Genomic DNA, 18,493 nt, shown 5'->3' on the forward strand with positions numbered 1-18,493 from the left:
GCGCTCTGCGCCGTCAGGACCTTTTGGCGCGAGCATCCATCAAAAAGCGTGATGTTTGAAGCAAAAAATGCCGCTTGATTTCTTGCAGGAAAAATGTAGGACTTTTCTACATATCTTGCAGAAGTTATGCAAGATAATTCCTTGGCCCTTTCCAGCGCAGGAGCGCAATGATGAACGCGATCACCCTCACGGACCGGAAGAATGCCGCGATTTCGCGCGGCGTCGGCATGACCACGCAGATTTACGCCGACCGAGCGGAGAATGCCGAAATCTGGGACAAGGAGGGACGCCGCTACATCGATTTCGCCGCCGGTATCGCGGTCCTCAACACCGGCCACCGCCATCCGCGGGTGATCGCCGCGGTAAAGGATCAACTCGATCACTTCACTCACACCTGCCACCAGGTCGTGCCCTATGAAAGCTACGTGCATCTGGCCGAGCGTCTGAACGCATTGACCCCCGGCAACTTTACCAAGAAGACAATCTTCGTGACCACAGGTGCCGAGGCCGTCGAAAATGCCGTGAAGATTGCGCGTGCTGCGACCGGCCGCTCCGCCCTCATCGCCTTTGGCGGCGGCTTCCACGGCCGCACCTTCATGGGCATGGCGCTGACCGGCAAGGTGGTGCCTTACAAGGTCGGTTTCGGCGCGATGCCGGGCGACGTCTTCCACGTGCCCTTCCCGGTTGAACTGCATGGCGTGACCGGCGAGCAGTCGCTTGCCGCCCTGAAAAGGCTTTTCGCGGCCGATGTCGATCCGCAGCGTGTGGCGGCTATCATCATCGAGCCGGTTCAGGGCGAAGGCGGCTTCTATCCAGTACCGGTGGCCTTCATGAAGGCGCTGCGCGAGCTTTGCGACCAGCACGGCATTCTGCTGATTGCCGACGAAGTGCAGACCGGCTTTGCGCGTACCGGTAAGATGTTTGCGATGGACCATCATGAAGTTGCTCCCGACCTGATGACCATGGCGAAGAGCCTTGCCGGCGGCTTTCCGCTGGCTGCCGTCACCGGCCGCGCCGAAATCATGGATGCGCCAGGCCCTGGCGGCCTTGGCGGCACCTATGGCGGCAATCCAATCGGCATCGCGGCTGCGCATGCCGTGCTCGATGTCATCAAGGACGAGGATCTCTGCAACCGCGCCAACCAGCTCGGCAGCCGCCTGAAGCAACGGCTGGAATCGCTGCGCGACAAGGTGCCGCAAATCGCCGATATTCGCGGCCCTGGCTTTATGAACGCCATCGAGTTCAACGACAAGGCGACGAAGCTGCCGAGCGCGGAGATTGCGAATAAGGTTCGCCTGATCGCGCTGGAAAAAGGTCTCATTCTTTTGACCTGCGGCGTGCACGGAAACGTCATCCGTTTCCTTGCCCCGATTACCATCCAGGACAATATTTTCATCGAAGCGCTCGATATCCTCGAAGCCTCCATCCTTGAAGCAAGTGCGGGCAAGTAACCACCCTCGGAGTAAATGACATGGCATTCACGACTGCACTGACCAAGCATGTGCCCTTTTCCTCGCCGTTCCTCCGCGACTGCGGGTACATCAACGGCGAATGGACGAAGGGCGAAGCAACGAGAATTTTCGATGTCCTGAACCCGGCAACGGGCGAAGTGCTCGCCTCGCTGCCGGACATGGGTGCTGCCGACACCCGCAAAGCGATCGACGCTGCCTATGCTGCGCAGCCTGCATGGGCAGCACGCCCCGCGAAAGAGCGCAGCGCCATCCTGCGCAAATGGTTCGACCTGATGGTTGCCAACGCCGATGAGTTGGCGGCGATCCTGACGGCGGAAATGGGCAAGCCGTTTCCTGAAGCGCGCGGCGAAATCCTTTATGCCGCCGCCTATGTCGAATGGTATGCCGAGGAAGCCAAGCGTATCTATGGCGAAACGATCCCCGCGCCCTCCAATGACAAGCGGATGATCGTCATCAAACAGCCGGTCGGTGTCGTGGGCACCATCACGCCCTGGAATTTCCCGGCGGCGATGATCACCCGCAAGATCGCTCCGGCGCTTGCTGTCGGCTGCACGGTCGTTTCGAAGCCGGCCGAGCAAACCCCGCTTTCGGCGATCGCGCTTGCGGTTCTCGCAGAGCAGGCCGGTGTTCCAACCGGCGTCTTCAACGTCATTGTCGGTGAGGACGGTCCGGCGATCGGCAGGGAGCTTTGCAGCAACGACAAGGTGCGAAAGATCAGCTTCACCGGATCGACGGAAGTCGGCCGCATTCTGATGCGCCAGTGCGCCGATCAGATCAAGAAAGTGAGCCTCGAGCTTGGCGGCAACGCGCCGTTCATCGTCTTCGACGATGCTGATCTCGATGCCGCCGTCGAAGGCGCGATCGCCTCGAAATACCGCAATGCCGGTCAGACCTGCGTTTGCGCCAACCGGCTCTACGTCCAGTCAGGCGTCTATGACGCATTTGCGGCCAAGCTGGCCGCAAAGGTCGAAGCCATGTCCGTCGGGGACGGCTTCGAGGCAGGCGTCACGATCGGCCCGCTGATCGATGCGCAGGGCCTTGCGAAGGTCGAAGATCACGTCAGCGACGCGCTTTCCAAGGGCGCCAAGGTGCTGACCGGTGGCAAGCGTATCGAAGGAGCCGGCACCTTCTTCACGCCGACGGTTCTGACCGGCGTCGCCCGCGGCATGAAGGTGGCGCGTGAGGAGACCTTTGGTCCCGTAGCCCCACTCTTCCGCTTCGATACCGTCGAAGAGGTGATTCAACAGGCGAATGACACCGAGTTCGGCCTTGCGGCCTATTTCTTCGCCGGCGATCTGAAGAAAGTCTGGAAGGTTGCCGAAGCACTGGAATACGGCATGGTCGGCATCAATACCGGCCTGATGTCCACCGAGACGGCACCCTTCGGCGGCGTCAAGCAATCCGGGCACGGCCGCGAAGGTTCGCGTCACGGTGTGGATGACTACCTCGAAATGAAATATCTCTGCATCGGCAATCTCTGAACCGAACGCAAAAGGGCGCCACGCACGGCGCCCTTTTTCTGCCGGTCAATAGTGCGGCGGGCGCGTAATCGGCGGGGCTTCGAGGGATTGCTCCTCGAGCGACAGAAAGCGCTCCGTCAGCCGGTCGAGCTTGGTGCGCATCTGCTCGACCACCTTCCATTGCTCCCCGAGTTGGTCGGAAAGCTCATCGATCGTCTTTGCCTGATGGGCGACCATTTCCTCAAGTTTGGTGATTTGACGCGCTTCGTCAGACATTGGTTTTCTCCCGGCAATTGCTCCCTTTCCAAAGCGGAAATAGGTCTTTGCGTCAATGCTTTCGAGGTTCGCGAAGAACGATTCCGAAAGTGAACCGTTTAGTTACTAATAGGGCTTGCCGTCCTTGCTCAGGTGGGGTAGGCCCTGTGCTATCAGGGAGGAAATCTGATGGATGTAGGAAACGGCCTTCTTCATCCGGACCGGCTCTTTCCGGCCGATCCGGCAACGCGGACCATCGCACGCGACCTTTACGAGACGGTTCGCAATCTGCCGATCGTCAGCCCGCACGGACACACCGAACCCTCATGGTTTGCCGAGGACAAGCCTTTCGAGGATGCGGCTTCGCTGCTTGTCATTCCCGATCACTATCTTTTTCGAATGCTACACAGCGTCGGCGTCAAGCTCGACGACCTCGGCGTGCCGAGGCTCGACGGCAAGCCGGTGGCATCGGGCCGGGCGATCTGGCGGGCCTTTGCGGCGCAGTATCACCTTTTCCGCGGCACGCCATCGAGCCTCTGGGTCGATCATGCGATGTCGTCCGTTCTTGGCTGCGACGAACCGCTGACGCCGGATAATGCCGATAAGCTTTATGACCACATCAACGCACAATTGGCGCTTCCCGAGTTCCGCCCGCGCGCGCTGCACAAGCGCTTCGGGATCGAAACGATTGCGACGACGGAAGGCGCGCTCGATCCGTTGACGCATCACCAGAAGATGGCGGCGGAGGGCTGGATCGGCCGCGTGCGCACCACGTATCGGCCGGACAGTGTCACCGATCCAGATGCCGTCGGCTTCCGCGCTAATCTCCTGCAATTCGGCGAGATCACCGGCGCCGATGTTACCCGGTGGGATGGGATGGTCGATGCGCACCGCAAGCGCCGCGCCTATTTCCGCCAGTACGGCGCGACAGCCACGGACCATGGCGTGCCGACGGCCTTTACCGCCGATCTCCCGCTTGCCGACAAGCAGGCGCTGCTCGACACAGCGCTGAAAGGCCCTCTTTCTGCCGCAGATGCCGAGCTCTTCCGCGGCCTGATGATGACCGAGATGGCCGGACTCTCGGCCGAAGACGGCATGGTGATGCAAATTCATGCCGGCTCGCGCCGAAACACCGATAGCGGGCTTTTCCAGACGCGCGGCCCGAACATGGGCGCTGACATTCCGACACGCACGGACTGGGTCGGCGGCTTGAACGCCCTGCTTTCGAAACACGGCCACGCGCCGGGTCTCAGGGTTCTGCTCTTCACGCTCGACGAGACGACCTATGCCCGGGAACTGGCGCCGATGGCCGGACACTGGGAGTGCCTGATGATCGGCCCGCCCTGGTGGTTCTATGACAGCCCGAACGGCATCCGCCGCTATCTCGACCAGGTCGTTGAAACGGCAGGCTTTGCCAATCTCGCCGGCTTCAACGACGATACGCGGGCACTGCTTTCAATCCCCGCCCGCCACGACGTCTGGCGCCGCGAGGTCTGCCGCTTCCTGGCGCAACTCGCAGCGGAGCACCGGATTTCAAAGAAGGATGCCGAAATCGTGGCCCGCGAGCTTTCTTATGACAATGCGAAAAAGGCGTACAAGCTGTGACGGAGCGACTGCAAAACCTGACCGGCCTTGCGCCGACGGCAAGGCTTCCGGCCTATGACCGGAGCAAGCTGAAAAGCGGCATCCTGCATCTCGGCCCCGGCGCCTTCTTCCGCGCGCATTTTGCGCCCTTTACTGATAAGGCACTTGCAGCCACCGGCGGCGAATGGGGCATTGAAGTCGCAAGCCTGCGCACCGCAGATGTTGCGGATCACCTGAATGAGCAGAACGGCCTCTATACGATGCTGATCCGTGATACCTCGGGAACGACAGCGCAGGTGATCGGCTCCATCCTGAAGGCGCACGTCGCAACGCGTGATCCGGCAGGGCTGCTTGAGCGGTTGGAAGACCCGGCAATCCGCATCGTCAGCTTGACAGTGACGGAGAAGGCCTATGGTCTGGATACCCTTACCGGGGGTCTCGATCTCAACCATCCCGACATCGCCGCCGATCTTATACATCCGCATACGCCGCGCGGCGTTGTCGGCTATCTTGTCGAAGGGCTGTCCCGGCGGCGGAAAAAGGAGATCGCACCCTTCACGGCGCTCAGCTGCGACAACCTGCCAAGCAACGGCGCAGTCCTCAAGCGTCTGGTTCTCGAATTCGCGAGCCGTGTCGATCCTTCGCTGCACGACTGGATCGAACAGAAAGTGCCCTTCCCCTCCACGATGGTGGATCGCATCACCCCGGCCAGTACAGACGTTACCTATGCCGATGCCGAGCGCCTGACTGGGCGCCAGGATCTCGCGGCAATCGAAACCGAACCCTTCACGCAATGGGTAATCGAGGACCATTTCGCCAATGGCCGCCCGACCTGGGAGAAGGCTGGTGTGTTGATGGTCGAAGAGGTTTCGGCTTACGAGAAGATGAAGCTTCGGATGCTGAACGGGGCGCATTCCCTGCTCGCTTATCTCGGATATATAGGCGGCTATGAATACGTCCGCGATGTTATGGAAGATGCCGGATTGGCAGCGCTTGCGCGACGGCACATGAGCGCGGCAGCTGCGACCCTCGATCCCGTTCCAGGGATCAATCTCGAGCGCTATGCGGACGAACTCATAGCACGCTTTGCAAATAAGGCGATCGCGCACCGCACCTATCAGATCGCCATGGACGGGACGCAGAAACTGCCGCAGCGTCTGCTGGAGCCGGCAACGGAAGCCCTTGCTCAAGGCGGCAAAGCGGAGACTTATGCAATCGCAGTCGCTGCCTGGATGCGCTACGCGCTGGGCATCGACCGGAACGGCAAAGGCTACGAGTTGCGTGATCCGCGCGCTGGTGAAATCGCGGCTCTGCTTGCAGATGTGCCACGAAACGGCGGCGCCGTGTCAGGGACACTTTTCCACTTGCCAGGGCTCTTTCCGGCAGCATTGACGAAGAATGTCGCGTGGACCGAAGATGTGGCCAACAAGCTGGAAATTTTGATCCAGGACAATAGGCTGCCGTTGATTTGAGTGGTTGGCTCATCCGCAATACCTGATCCTCACCTGTGCTTGTCACAGGATGAGGAGCTTGTGGTAGACGTCCCGTCGACATTTGAGGGACTGCTGAGTGGCGAGAACTAAACCTTGATGCGCTTCATCTCCGGGTCATAGAGCGGTTTCAGCGACACCGTGCAGGGGACGCGCTCCCTTGCAACGTCCAGTTCATAAGTTCCCGACAGCACGAAATCCTCAGTCACGCCGTCGGGATTGCGGATGTAGCCGTAGCCGATCGGCTTGCCGATCGTGTAGCCGAAGCCGCCGCTGGAGAGCCAGCCGACGCGCTTTCCATTCCGATAAATGGTTTCGCGGCCGAGGAGGACGGTCTCCGGATCGTCCGGCACGACGCAGGCGAGCACCTTCTTTACGTCACCAGAGAGCTGGCGCTCAATCGCTTCACGGCCGCGGAAGGCCATATTCCTTTTCATCTTGACGGCCCAGGCGAGTCCCGCCTCGACTGGCGTGTGATCGGGGCCAATATCCAAGCCCCAGGCACGATAACCTTTTTCCAATCGGCAGCTTTCGATGGCACGGTAGCCGGCATTGATAAGGCCGAAATCACGGCCTGCCGCCATCAAGGAATCATAGACTGTCGTTGCATATTCGATGGGGACATGGAGTTCATAGCCCAATTCGCCGACATAGGTGATCCGCAGCGCCCTGACGGGGCAGCCGGCGATGCCGATGGTCTTCACCCGGCTGAACGGAAAGGCGGCATTGGACACATCACTGGCAGTGACTTTCTCGAGGACAGCGCGGGAATTCGGCCCCATCAAGGAAAGAACCGAATAGGCTGATGTCACATCGACAAGCTCGGCCTGCATATCCGCCGGGATGCTGCGGGAAATCCAATCGAAATCGTGGGTAGCAAAGCCGGTGCCGGTAACGATGTAGAATTCGTTCTCGGCAATGCGAGCGACGGTGACGTCGCATTCGATGCCGCCCCTGTCGTTCAGCATCTGCGTGTAGGTGAGCGATCCGGCCGGCTTGGCGACGTCGTTCGAAGCGATCCACGAAAGGGCGGCCTCCGCATTCCTCCCCTTGAGAACAAACTTTGCAAAAGATGTTTGATCGAAGATGACAGCCGCTTCGCGAACGGCCCTGTGTTCGCGGCCGACGGCATCGAACCAGTTCTGACGGCCATAGGTGTAGACGTCCTTCGGCTCCTCGTTGGCAAAGAGATCGGCAAACCAGTTCGGACGTTCCCAGCCGAGCTTTTCACCGAAGCAGGCGCCTTGCGCCTTGAGGCGATCGTAAAGCGGCGATTTGCGGCAGGGGCGGCCGCTCAAATGCTCCTCGAAAGGCCAGGCCATCGTATAATGCTTGCCATAGGCTTCGAGCGTCCGGGTGCGCACCCAGTCGGTATCGAAGTGGGGGCGGCCGAAGCGGCGGATGTCGACCGGCCAGAGATCGTAAGGCGGCTCACCTTTGGCCACCCACTCGGCAAGCGCCATGCCGGCACCGCCCCCGGAGGCGATGCCAAAGGCATTGAAACCGGCACCGACGAAGAAATTCTTCAGTTCCGGCGCTTCGCCGAGAATGAAATTGCCATCGGGCGTGAAACTCTCAGGCCCGTTCAAGAGTTGTTTGACCCCGGCCTTCTGCAGGCCCGGAACCCGCTCCAACGCCTGTTCCATGATCTGCTCGAAATGATCAAAGTTGCTGTTGAGCAGCGTGTAGTGGAAACCTTCCGGAATACCGTCCACGGCCCAAGGGATCGGGTTCGGCTCATAGCCGCCCATGACGATGCCGCCGACCTCCTCCTTGTAATAGGTCAGACGATCAGGATCACGCAGCGTCGGCAAATTCGACGGGACGCCGAAGGATTCGGTGATGATGTATTGGTGCTCGACGGATACGAGCGGCACGTTGACGCCAAAACGGGCAGCGAAAGCCCGGGTCCATTGGCCAGCGCAGACGACGACGCGCTCGCATTCGATGCGACCCTTTTCGGTGATGACGGCGCGGAGCTTTCCCTTGTCGATGTCGAGGTCGAGGACTTCCGTATCTTCGAAGATCGAGACGCCGGACATGCGTGCGCCTTTCGCCAGCGCTTGCGTGATATCGGACGGGTTGGCCTGGCCGTCGGTCGGTAGATAGGCCGCGCCGACAAGGTCGTCGATCGTCATCAATGGCCAGAGTTCGAAGGCTTCCTGGGGAGTGAGCAACCGCATGTCGAGGCCGAAGGACTGCGCCGTCGTTGCCTGCCGCTTCACCTCCGTCCAGCGCTCCTCATTGCAGGCAAGCCGTAAGCCGCCGTTCATTTTCCAGCCGGTGCCGAGACCTGTTTCAGCTTCCAGTTTCTTGTAGAGATCGACGGAATAGCCAAGCAGCTGGGTGATGTTGGCACTGGTGCGGAGCTGGCCGACAAGGCCTGCGGCATGGAAGGTGGTTCCCGAAGTGAGCTTCTTGCGCTCAAGCAGCACCGTATCCGTCCAGCCAAGCTTGCCCAGATGATAGGCAGTCGAGCAGCCGATGATGCCACCGCCGATGACCACGGCCTTTGCTGTCTTCGGTAATTCCTTCGTCATATTACTGATCCCGTTCAAATGCCTTATAGGCGCGCTTGAAGCGCGCGAGGTTTTCGGCCGTATAGGCGGCGTAGTCGAAATCGATGCTGGAGTGGATTTCCGAGACCATGCTCCACAGCGTCTCGCGCAGCAGCGATACACACTTCATGGCGTTATAGCGCCGCCAAAGATCCCCCGTCAGCGGCCGGTCGAAATAGGTCTCCAGCATTTGCCGCTCGGCATCTTTCGAGAGTTCGTTGTTCGACGCGAGACCGCCGAGATCAAAGAGCGGCGTGTTGAAGCCCGCGTAGTCCCAATCGATCAGCCAAAGACGCTTGCCGTCATCGAGGAAGTTCGCAGCAAGAAGGTCATTATGGCCGAAGGCGATATCGAAAGGCCCGGCGGCCTGCTCGAGCATTTCGGCCTTTTCGAGCAGCGCTGGCAGCATCTGCGTATAGCCGCTTTCGGCGGCAGTCAGAGTGGCGGCATAGTCGCGGATGACATGGAAAACCCAGAAAATCATCGCCTGGCCGCGGAAATGGCGGGCGACGTGCCGATGGCAGGCGCGGACCAGCGGCACGACGCGTGCGAGCACCCGCACATCCTGGATGTCTGCCGCCGTCAAAGCCCGCGCTTCGATGAAATTGAGGACGAGCACGCCGGGTTCATGATGGATGACTGCGGGTGAAAGTCCCGCGGCGTGGGCTGCCAAGCTCGCCGCAAGCTCGTTGCGGCGGCTAATGTGGTGGATCGGGATATCGTCACCGAGGCGCACGACGCGGCGGCAAGCGCGATCCGTTACGAGATAGTTCCGGTTGGTAATGCCGCCGGCAATCGGTGCAATTTCGATCGGGCCCTGCCAGATGCCAAGTGCATGAATCCTATCTTCAGGCGTCACGCTTTCCCCCTCGCAACCCGCCCTCGAAGGATGGGCCAGAGCAGGCTTAGCTGTCAAGCAGCACAGGCTTTATATCGTGGCGCCCGAAGCCGCGAAGACGTGACAGCGAGCGGGGTCGAAGGAGGCCGTCACATTCGCGCCGCGCTCGACCTTCTGCTGGCCATCCAGAGCCACCGTCATTTGCTGACTGTCCGGTGTCTTCGTATAGAGCATGGTGGCTCCGCCGAGGTGTTCGACCAGGTCGATATTGACGGTCGCCAGTGCAATACCACCATCGGCCACCGACAAGTGTTCCGGACGGATGCCGAAGGTAACCTCCTGACCGGCCGAACCTTTCAGGCGGCGGGGCAGGCGGATCGAACCGCCGCAGACGTTGATCGTCGTGTCACTGTCATTGACCTGCTCGATCTTCGCCTTCAGGAAATTCATCTTTGGGCTGCCGATGAATCCTGCGACAAAGCGATTTGCCGGATTGTTGTAGAGGTCGAGCGGAGCTCCGACCTGCTCGATGCGGCCCGAATTCAGCACAACGATCTTGTCCGCCATGGTCATGGCTTCGACCTGGTCGTGCGTGACGTAGATCATCGTGTTGCCGAGATTGCGGTGCAGGCGGGAAATTTCGACGCGCATCTGGACGCGAAGTTCCGCATCAAGGTTCGACAGCGGCTCGTCGAAAAGGAAGATGCGCGGTTCACGCACGATAGCGCGGCCGATCGCGACGCGCTGGCGCTGACCGCCAGACAAAGCCTTCGGCTTGCGCTCCAAGAGCTTTTCGATCTGCAGGATTTCAGCGGCACGGCGCACCTTCGGCTCGATCTCAGCCTTCTTGTAGCCGGCCGTCTCCAAACCGAAGGCGAGATTTTTGTAGACCGACATATGCGGATAGAGCGCATAGGACTGGAAGACCATGGCGATGCCGCGCTTGGCAGGCGCCACTTCGTTCATGCGCTCGTTGTCGAGCAGCAGGCCGCCGCCGGAAATCTCCTCCAGGCCCGCAATCATACGCAGCAGCGTGGACTTGCCGCAGCCGGACGGGCCGACGAAGACCACGAACTCGCCGGGATCGATCGTGAGGTCGATGCCATGGATGACATCCAGCGACCCGTAGCGCTTTTCGACCTTCTGAAGAACGACACCTGTTGCCATCTTCTAAACCCTCCTGGTCCGTTATCTCGTTTTTGCACGCCAGTCGGCGTACTTCGGGCTGTCCGGTCCGATGGGCAGCGCAATGTCTGCGCCGCTATCGGACGATTGATAAATTGCAGTTACTAGTTCCAGCGCACGCCGCGCATCGGCGCTCGTGACCGGCAACGGACCCTTGCCGCTGAGGTGTTGATGAAAGTGGGCCATCTGCGTGTTGAACCGCGGCGCAACCGGCGGCAAGTCGCCAATGGCAGCGTCGATTCTTGCCTGCACTTCGTCATTCGCGGCGATGATCTGCCACGGCCCCTTGCCTGGCGCGTAGGGATCGTGGTTGCTTTCGAAAGTAACGTTTTCGAAATGCAGCCGCAGCCGGCTGATCTGCTGTTGCGAACCCAGCGTGCAGGAAAGTGAAACGAAAGCGCCATTCTGCATCAAAAGGCTGACGGAGGCGCAATCTTCCACCTCGATGTCATTGACACGCGTGGCAACCCTGCCAAAGACGCGGGCGGCGGGACCTGCGAGATGGAAGAGCATGTCATGCAGGTGCAGCGCATGGGTTACGAGCACGCCGCCGAGTTCAGTCGCCCATTTGCCGCGCCAGGGGACCGTGTAATATTCCGGCTTGCGCAGCCAGAAGGTTTCGACGGCGCCCATGTAGAACTTGCCGGCTATGCCGGCATCGATGATGTGTTTCGCCTTCTGAATGCCATCGCCGTAGCGATACTGAAAGATCGGCATCAGAGTGCCCTTGGCGCCCTTTTCCGCCTCCATGATCTCGTCGACAGCGGCAAGCGAGCCGGTCAGCGGCTTTTCGCAGACGACATGCTTTCCCGCGGCAAGGGCTGCCACCACCTGTTCACGATGGATGCCAGGAGGTGTGCAGATATCGATGATGTCGATACTCTCATCGGCCAGGAGCTCCGCAAAGGAGGCCGTCCGGCGCTCAATTCCAAACTCGTCGCCGACGGCGTTCAGGCGCTCCTCGTTGAGATCGCAGACGGCTGCGACCCTAAACTTATCCGGATGCGGCAGATAGCCCTCGACTATATGAGAACGCCCGATACCGCAGCCGACAATGGCGACCGTCTTGATGCTCATCTCACTTCCCATCCGCATCAGCGTTTCATGCCGGTCGTGGCGATGCCTTCGATCAGCAGACGCTGGAAGAAGAGGAAGAAGAAAAAGACGGGCACCAGCGTGAGCGTCGACATGGCGAATAGGCCGCCCCAATCCGATGCACTGGTCGAATCGACGAATGTGCGCAGACCGAGCTGGATCGTGTAGGTGTTCATGTCATTCAGGTAGATCAGCGGGCCGAAGAAATCATCCCAGGTCCAGATGAAGGAGAAGATTGCGGCCGTCGCCAGCACCGGTAGGGAAAGCGGCAGCATGATCTTCCAATAGATGCGCCACGCGCTGCAGCCGTCCATCATCGCGGCCTCATCCAGTTCGCGCGGGATGCCGCGGAAGAACTGCACCATAAGGAAGATGAAAAAGGCGTCGCTTGCCAGGAACTTCGGCACGACTAGCGGCAGGATGGTGTTGACCCAGCCGAGGTTCAGGAAGAGCACATATTGCGGGATCAACGTCACATGATACGGGATCATCAGCGTGCCGAGCATGATCGCGAACCAGAAATTCCGGCCGGCAAAGCGAAGGCGCGCAAAAGCGAAGGCAGCGAGAGAACAGGCAATGACGTTGCCGATCACCGTCAGCACCGAGATCACCAGCGAGTTCCAGAAAAACCGGCCGAAGCTGACATCGAGACCGACCCAGCCACGAAGATAGGACGAGAAATCAATGGACGATGGAAAAATCGACGTCGACGTGAAGATTTCGTTTTCCGGGCGCACCGAAGCCGAAAGCATCCAAAGCAACGGATAAAGCATCAGCAGCGAGCCGCCGATCAGCAGGGCGTGAACCAGGATCGAACCCGGCAGGCTGCGCTTGTTGACGTCCGAGGGCGGCTGCGGGGCGGTGACAATGGCGGTCATCTCAGTCATCGTAGTGCACCCAGTAACGCGAAGACAGGAATGAGAAGGCGGTGAAGATCGCGATGATGATCACTAGGACCCAGGCAAGCGCCGAGGCATAGCCCATGCGGAAGTTGCCGAAGGCTTCCTGATAGAGATAGAGCGTGTAGAAGAGTGTCGAATTGATCGGGCCACCGGTGCCGCCGGAAATGATGAAGGCGGGGGTGAAAGCCTTGAAGGCGTCGATCGTCTGCACGACGGCGTTGAAAAAGATGACCGGCGTCAGAAGCGGCAGCGTGATCTTGTAGAACTGCCGGAACTTCGAGGCGCCGTCGAGGCTGGCGGCCTCGTACATATCCTGCGGGATCTGGCGCAAACCGGCGAGGAAGATGATCATCGGTGAGCCGAATTGCCACACGCTGAGCGCAACCAGCGTATAGATCGAATAGCTCGGATGCGAAATCCAGCTCGGCCCCTGTATGCCAAATTGCGCAAGTGCCGCATTGACCAAGCCGTCACCGGCGAAAAGCTGGCGCCAGAGGACGGCAATCGCCACGCTCGCGCCAAGCAACGAGGGCAGGTAGAAGATGGCGCGGTAGATCGGTAGGCCTCGCACGCCGCGGTTCAAGGCCAGCGCGACCATCAGCGCAAAAGCAAGCTTGAAGGGCACCGACAGCGCGACATAGGTCAAGGTGACCGACATCGCAGAGGCGAATTTCGGATCGGCGGTGGCGATGCGCACGTAATTTGCCGCGCCTACCCAGCCCGGCGACCTCAGCATGTCGAAGTCGGTGAAGGATAGGTAGAGCGAGATCAGGGCAGGTCCGAGCGTCAGCCCGAAGAAGCCCAGAAGCCAGGGCAGTAGGAAAAGGTAACCGGGAGCATTGGCATTCCACAGCCGCTTGAACCGGCTGTCGGCCACCACACCCTGATACCGTTCTACCGTCGCTGCCTCTGCAGGCATCGTGCGCATCGCATTATTCATTTGGATCAGCCCCGCGCGAGAATACGCGTAAGTTCGTCCACGAGCTGCTTGCCTCCATCTGCCGCTGTCAGCTGACCAAAGCCGACCTGCTCAGAGATGTTTCGAAGCGTGAGCTCGCCCTCACCTGCACCCGCAGGCGGCGGTGGCGGCAGCTTGCCGGCGAGATCGCCAAGACCAGAGACGTATTCCAGCGGCACTTTCCCAACAGCGTCGAGCTTGGCTGCTACGACCTCACGCATCGCCGCCGATTCCGGAATACCGCGCTCAACACCCAGCGCCAGCGCCGCCTCAGGGTTTGTGACGAAGAAATTCACGTAATCGACTGCCTGATCGACCACCTTCGACTGGGATGAAACGGAGAAGAACATAGAAGGTTTGCGGTAATGCCCGCCCTTCGAATCTTTTGTCACTCGCATGTGGTTTGCCAGAGTGAGCTTGTCCTTGTTCATCTGCTGATATGCCACGAATTGGTTCGAGTGTGCGAAACCAGCGGCTGACTTGCCAAGGGTCAGCGTATTGGTCTCGATGTCGTTCTTGTCCAAAGCCTGAATGTCAGGCGGAACACATGCGCCGTTTTCACGGAACTTGTTCCACATATCGAACCACTCGGTCGCTTCTTCGACGCCAAAGCCAACTTTCGCATCGGCCGTGTAAAGCGCCTTTCCGCGTTGGCGAAGGTAGTTTTCGAAAAGCGGCTCACCACCACTGCCATCGGCCATTCCGAACAGGCCTTTACGCTTGCCGGCCTTGGTCAGCTCGGCGGCCATCTTGCCGAACTCCTCCCAGGTCGTTGCCTTCGTCGGAAGATCGATGCCCGCTTCCTCGAAGGCGATCGTGTTCAGCATGGTTGCTGCTGAATTCGCACCCAGGCTCACGCCATAAAGATGCCCGTCGACGCTGCCGCCCTCGATCTGTGCCTTGTCGAAGTCAGCGAGATTAAGCTTCGAAGGCATATAGGAATCGAGAGGCGCAAGTGCGCCGCGGTGTGCATACTCGACGATGTAGCGGTAATCCATCTGGATAACATCGGGGGCATTCTTGCCAGCGACCTGCGTCGCCAGGCGAGGCCAATAATCGCCCCAGCCGAGAAACTCGCCGGTAATCGAAATGCCCGGATTCTTCGCCTTGTAGAGTTCCGATACTTTATTGGTGCGGTCAGCGCGCGGCTGGGATCCCCACCAGAGCAGCCGCAGGCGTGCATCCTGCGCAAAGGCACTGGAACCCAGTGCCGAAAGCGAAAGAAGCGTTGCCCCGCCCGCCATGAAATTACGTCTGCTTACCCGTAGTGTCATCTGTTTTTCCTCCTCCCTTGGGGAGCGCCTCCATACGCTCCTTGCTGGTTTCTCTTGCAACAAATAACTAATTGGTTACAAGTTATGGACAAGCATCGGGCCTGTCAAGCGGTGATAATTTCGCGAGGTTCTCCTCCCGGATTTTCGCTTTTACAATCTCGCACCGAAGCCTTATGAGCGCAACAGAGCGTCTGGGGAGATGAATCGGATGGATACTCGCGGCAAAAGCACGGAGAAGAAAAGAATCGCACGCGCTTCCGGCGAACGCGTATTGCAGCGCGACCCCGAAAGAACCAAGGCCGCGATCCTGGAAGCCGCTACCCGCGAGTTTGCAGAAAACGGCATGGGCGGGGCACGCGTCGATGCAATTGCCGAGCGAGCGGGCACCAACAAGCGCATGCTCTATCACTATTTCGGCGACAAGGAGCAGCTCTACCTGCGGGTGCTGGAGGAGGCCTATGTCGGCATCCGTACAGCGGAGCGTGCCCTGCATATCGGCGACCGCAGCCCGGAGGAAGGAATCGGCGAACTCGCTCTCTTCACCTGGCACTATTTCCTCAAGCATCCGGAGTTTCTCAGCCTTCTCGGCACGGAAAACCTGCACCGCGCCCGCTGGCTCCGCCAGTCCGTCCGGCTCAAGGAACTGCATTCGCATCTGATCGGCGAGCTTGCGCAGGTTCTCGAGCGCGGCAAGAAAGCGGGCGTCTTCATCGAGAACGCCGACCCCCTTCACGTCTACCTGACGATCGCGTCGCTCGGCTATTTCTACCTTTCAAACCAGTACACACTTTCGACGATCTTCGGCCGCGAGCTGCTCGAGCCCTCAAGCCTCAACAGTTGGGAACAGCATATCGTCCACGTGACACTCGCCTCCATCAAGCGCTGAAAATCAGATTGACTATTGACAGCCCCGCTTCCGATCTGCCATCAAGTAACCGTTTAGTTACTGGTTTTGGGAGGACCGGGCGACGCCCGCTCCGGCCGTTCGATAATTTGGCAGGGAGGAATGAGATGGCTCGTCTGGGGATCATTTTGCACGGCGTCACAGGCCGCATGGGATACAATCAGCACTTGGTGCGATCGATCCTCGCCATTCGCGATCAGGGCGGCTTGCTCCTGAAATCCGGCGAACGGCTGGAGATCGATCCGATCATCGTCGGACGCAACCGCGACAAGATGGAAGAGCTGGCGAAAAAGCACAGCATCAAGCGCTGGTCGACCGATCTCGATGCCGCACTCGCCAATCCGGACGACCAGATCTTTTTCGATGCCGGAACGACGCTGATGCGCGCTGAGTTGCTTTCCAAGGCACTCGATGCCGGCAAGCACGTTTACTGCGAAAAGCCGATCTCCGACGACCTGCAGATAGCCGTCGATCTAGCAAGAAAAGCACGAGCCTCCGGCCTCAAGCACGGCGTCGTGCAGGATAAGCTCTTCCTGCCGGGGCTTCGCAAATTGGCCTTGCTGCGCGAGTCCGGTTTCTTCGGCAAGATTCTCTCGGTGCGCGGCGAGTTCGGCTACTGGGTTTTCGAGGGCGATTGGGGCGTTCCGGCGCAGCGACCGTCCTGGAACTACCGCAAGGGCGACGGCGGCGGCATCATCCTCGACATGCTGTGCCACTGGCGCTATGTGCTCGACAACCTCTTCGGCGAAGTCAAAGCTGTCTCCTGCCTCGGCGCCACGCACATCGGCAGCCGCATCGACGAGCAGGGCAAGACTTATGACTGCGATACGGATGATGCGGCCTATGCAACCTTCGAGCTCGACGGCGGTGTGATCGCGCAGATCAACTCGTCCTGGGCCGTGCGCGTGCGTCGCGACGACCTCGTCACATTTCAGGTCGATGGCACACATGGTTCCGCTGTCGCCGGCCTTACGAAATGCTGGACTCAGCATCGCGTCAATACGCCGAAGCCAGTGTGGAATCCGGACCAGCCCCAGACGATCGACTTCTACAAGACCTGGGACGAGGTGCCGGATACGCAGGTATTCGACAACGGCTTCAAGGTGCAGTGGGAGATGTTCCTGCGCCATGTCGCCGAAGACGCGCCATGGCCCTACGGCCTAGAAGCCGGCGCCAAAGGCGTCCAACTTGCGGAACTGGGCCTGAAATCCTGGGCCGAACGGCGCTGGCTCGACGTTCCGGCATTGGAGTTCTGATATATGCAAACGATCAATCTCCCCCTCGACGGAAGGATCGCCCCCTATACGCTGGCTGGGACGCCGATCGAGATCAAGAAGCGCGACGCAAAGGACTTTCCGCGCGTAGTCTTTGCCGCTGCCCATGTCGTTGCCGATCCGTTGGCTGACAACGACCCATGGCTGACGCCTGCCATCGATTGGGAACGGACGCTCGCTTTCCGCCACCGCCTTTGGGACCTCGGCCTCGGCGTTGCAGAAGCGATGGACACGGCACAGCGCGGCATGGGACTTGGCTGGCCCGAGGCCCGCGAGCTCATCCGCCGCGCACTTGCGGAGGCGCGCACTCGCAAGGATGCGTTGATCGCCTGCGGCGCCGGTACCGATCATCTGGCTCCTGGTCCCGACGTGACGATCGACACGATCATCAAGGCCTACGAAGAACAGATCGAAGCCGTCGAGGCAGAGGGCGGGCGCATCATCCTGATGGCAAGCCGCGCACTTGCGGCCGCTGCGAAAGGGCCTGATGATTACATTCGCGTCTATGACCGTATCCTGCGACAAGTAAGAGAGCCGGTCGTCATCCATTGGCTGGGGGAGATGTTCGACCCGGCACTCGAAGGCTATTGGGGCAATCCGGATCACATTAAGGCCATGNTCCATTGGCTGGGGGAGATGTTCGACCCGGCACTCGAAGGCTATTGGGGCAATCCGGATCACATTAAGGCCATGTCCACCTGCCTGCAGGTGATCGAAGCCAATGCCGCAAAGGTCGACGGCATCAAGGTGTCGCTGCTGTCGAAAGAAAAGGAAGTGGCGATGCGCCGGCAACTGCCGAAAGGCGTGCGCATGTATACCGGCGACGACTTCAACTATGCCGAATTGATAGCCGGCGACGAACAGGGGCATTCCGATGCACTACTCGGCATCTTCGATGCCATTGCTCCGGCGGCCTCCGCCGCGATGGAAGCCCTCGGCCGCAAGGACAATCGCGAGTTCTTCGACTTGCTCGATCCAACCGTTCCGCTTTCACGCCACATCTTCAAGGCGCCGACGCGCTTCTACAAGACCGGCGTCGTCTTCCTGGCTTATCTCAATGGCCTGCAGGACCATTTCACGATGATCGGCGGGCAGCAGAGCACGCGTTCGCTGACGCATCTCGCCGAGCTTTTCCGGCTGGCGGACAAGGCGCGGGTTCTTGCCGATCCCGATATGGCGGTCAGCCGCATGAAGCAGGTGCTCGCCGTTCATGGCGTTCACTGACGCCGATCGGGAGTGGGAGG

Annotated in this window: 15 protein-coding genes; 7 read left to right on the forward strand and 8 right to left on the reverse strand. The window is 59.9% G+C overall.

What is annotated here, in order from left to right:
- The first annotated feature begins 170 nt into the window (after positions 1-170).
- Both BN1800_RS01540 and BN1800_RS01545 read left to right on the forward strand, forming a co-directional pair.
- Positions 171-1,451: a 4-aminobutyrate--2-oxoglutarate transaminase gene (locus tag BN1800_RS01540; protein ID WP_086993905.1), complete on the forward strand. Its 1,281-nt coding sequence runs from the start codon at positions 171-173 to the stop codon at positions 1,449-1,451.
- A 20-nt stretch (positions 1,452-1,471) separates the two neighbouring features.
- Positions 1,472-2,953 (forward strand): NAD-dependent succinate-semialdehyde dehydrogenase, encoded by a 1,482-nt coding sequence (locus tag BN1800_RS01545; RefSeq protein ID WP_086993750.1) that lies wholly within the window; start codon positions 1,472-1,474, stop codon positions 2,951-2,953.
- Between the two features lie 45 nt (positions 2,954-2,998).
- Here the strand turns inward: BN1800_RS01545 and BN1800_RS01550 are convergent, their stop codons facing one another.
- The gene (locus tag BN1800_RS01550; protein ID WP_086993753.1) at positions 2,999-3,208 is read right to left on the reverse strand and encodes a SlyX family protein; all 210 of its coding nucleotides are present in this window, start codon (positions 3,206-3,208) and stop codon (positions 2,999-3,001) included.
- A 168-nt stretch (positions 3,209-3,376) separates the two neighbouring features.
- Between BN1800_RS01550 and uxaC the strand changes: the two genes are divergently transcribed.
- Together uxaC and BN1800_RS01560 are read left to right on the forward strand one after the other, a co-directional pair.
- On the forward strand, positions 3,377-4,792 hold the full coding sequence (uxaC, locus tag BN1800_RS01555) for a glucuronate isomerase (RefSeq protein WP_086993756.1): 1,416 nt from the start codon (positions 3,377-3,379) through the stop codon (positions 4,790-4,792).
- Positions 4,789-6,243: a mannitol dehydrogenase family protein gene (locus BN1800_RS01560; protein ID WP_086993758.1), complete on the forward strand. Its 1,455-nt coding sequence runs from the start codon at positions 4,789-4,791 to the stop codon at positions 6,241-6,243. Before uxaC ends, BN1800_RS01560 begins: the two co-directional genes overlap by 4 nt.
- A gap of 107 nt (positions 6,244-6,350) precedes the next feature.
- Here BN1800_RS01560 and BN1800_RS01565 read toward each other — a convergent pair whose 3' ends face one another.
- The 7 genes from BN1800_RS01565 to BN1800_RS01595 form a co-directional block, all read right to left on the reverse strand.
- Positions 6,351-8,801, reverse strand: coding sequence for a GcvT family protein (locus tag BN1800_RS01565; RefSeq protein ID WP_086993761.1), 2,451 nt, complete (start codon positions 8,799-8,801; stop codon positions 6,351-6,353).
- A 1-nt stretch (position 8,802) separates the two neighbouring features.
- Positions 8,803-9,678, reverse strand: coding sequence for a phosphotransferase (locus tag BN1800_RS01570; RefSeq protein ID WP_086993764.1), 876 nt, complete (start codon positions 9,676-9,678; stop codon positions 8,803-8,805).
- A gap of 69 nt (positions 9,679-9,747) precedes the next feature.
- Positions 9,748-10,824 (reverse strand): ABC transporter ATP-binding protein, encoded by a 1,077-nt coding sequence (locus BN1800_RS01575; RefSeq protein ID WP_027511954.1) that lies wholly within the window; start codon positions 10,822-10,824, stop codon positions 9,748-9,750.
- Positions 10,825-10,845: 21 nt separating this feature from the next.
- On the reverse strand, positions 10,846-11,919 hold the full coding sequence (locus BN1800_RS01580; protein WP_086993767.1) for a Gfo/Idh/MocA family protein: 1,074 nt from the start codon (positions 11,917-11,919) through the stop codon (positions 10,846-10,848).
- Between the two features lie 17 nt (positions 11,920-11,936).
- Positions 11,937-12,815 (reverse strand): carbohydrate ABC transporter permease, encoded by an 879-nt coding sequence (locus tag BN1800_RS01585; protein ID WP_425298947.1) that lies wholly within the window; start codon positions 12,813-12,815, stop codon positions 11,937-11,939.
- A gap of 1 nt (position 12,816) precedes the next feature.
- Positions 12,817-13,779 carry a carbohydrate ABC transporter permease gene (locus BN1800_RS01590; protein ID WP_086993772.1) on the reverse strand — a complete coding sequence of 321 codons (963 nt, stop codon included), beginning with the start codon at positions 13,777-13,779 and terminating at the stop codon, positions 12,817-12,819.
- A gap of 5 nt (positions 13,780-13,784) precedes the next feature.
- Entirely contained in the window at positions 13,785-15,071 is a 1,287-nt protein-coding gene (locus BN1800_RS01595) for an ABC transporter substrate-binding protein (protein ID WP_027511958.1), read from the reverse strand.
- 208 nt (positions 15,072-15,279) lie between these two features.
- Between BN1800_RS01595 and BN1800_RS01600 the strand changes: the two genes are divergently transcribed.
- The 3 genes from BN1800_RS01600 (at position 15,280) to BN1800_RS01610 (ending at position 18,473) form a co-directional block, all read left to right on the forward strand.
- Entirely contained in the window at positions 15,280-15,957 is a 678-nt protein-coding gene (locus BN1800_RS01600; RefSeq protein WP_086993775.1) for a TetR/AcrR family transcriptional regulator, read from the forward strand.
- A gap of 125 nt (positions 15,958-16,082) precedes the next feature.
- Positions 16,083-17,231, forward strand: coding sequence for a Gfo/Idh/MocA family protein (locus BN1800_RS01605; protein WP_027511960.1), 1,149 nt, complete (start codon positions 16,083-16,085; stop codon positions 17,229-17,231).
- A 3-nt stretch (positions 17,232-17,234) separates the two neighbouring features.
- Positions 17,235-18,473: a dihydrodipicolinate synthase family protein gene (locus tag BN1800_RS01610; protein ID WP_086993778.1), complete on the forward strand. Its 1,239-nt coding sequence runs from the start codon at positions 17,235-17,237 to the stop codon at positions 18,471-18,473.
- Positions 18,474-18,493: the final 20 nt, after the last annotated feature.

Source organism: Rhizobium sullae (assembly GCF_900169785.1).
Taxonomy (GTDB): Bacteria; Pseudomonadota; Alphaproteobacteria; order Rhizobiales; family Rhizobiaceae; genus Rhizobium; species Rhizobium sullae.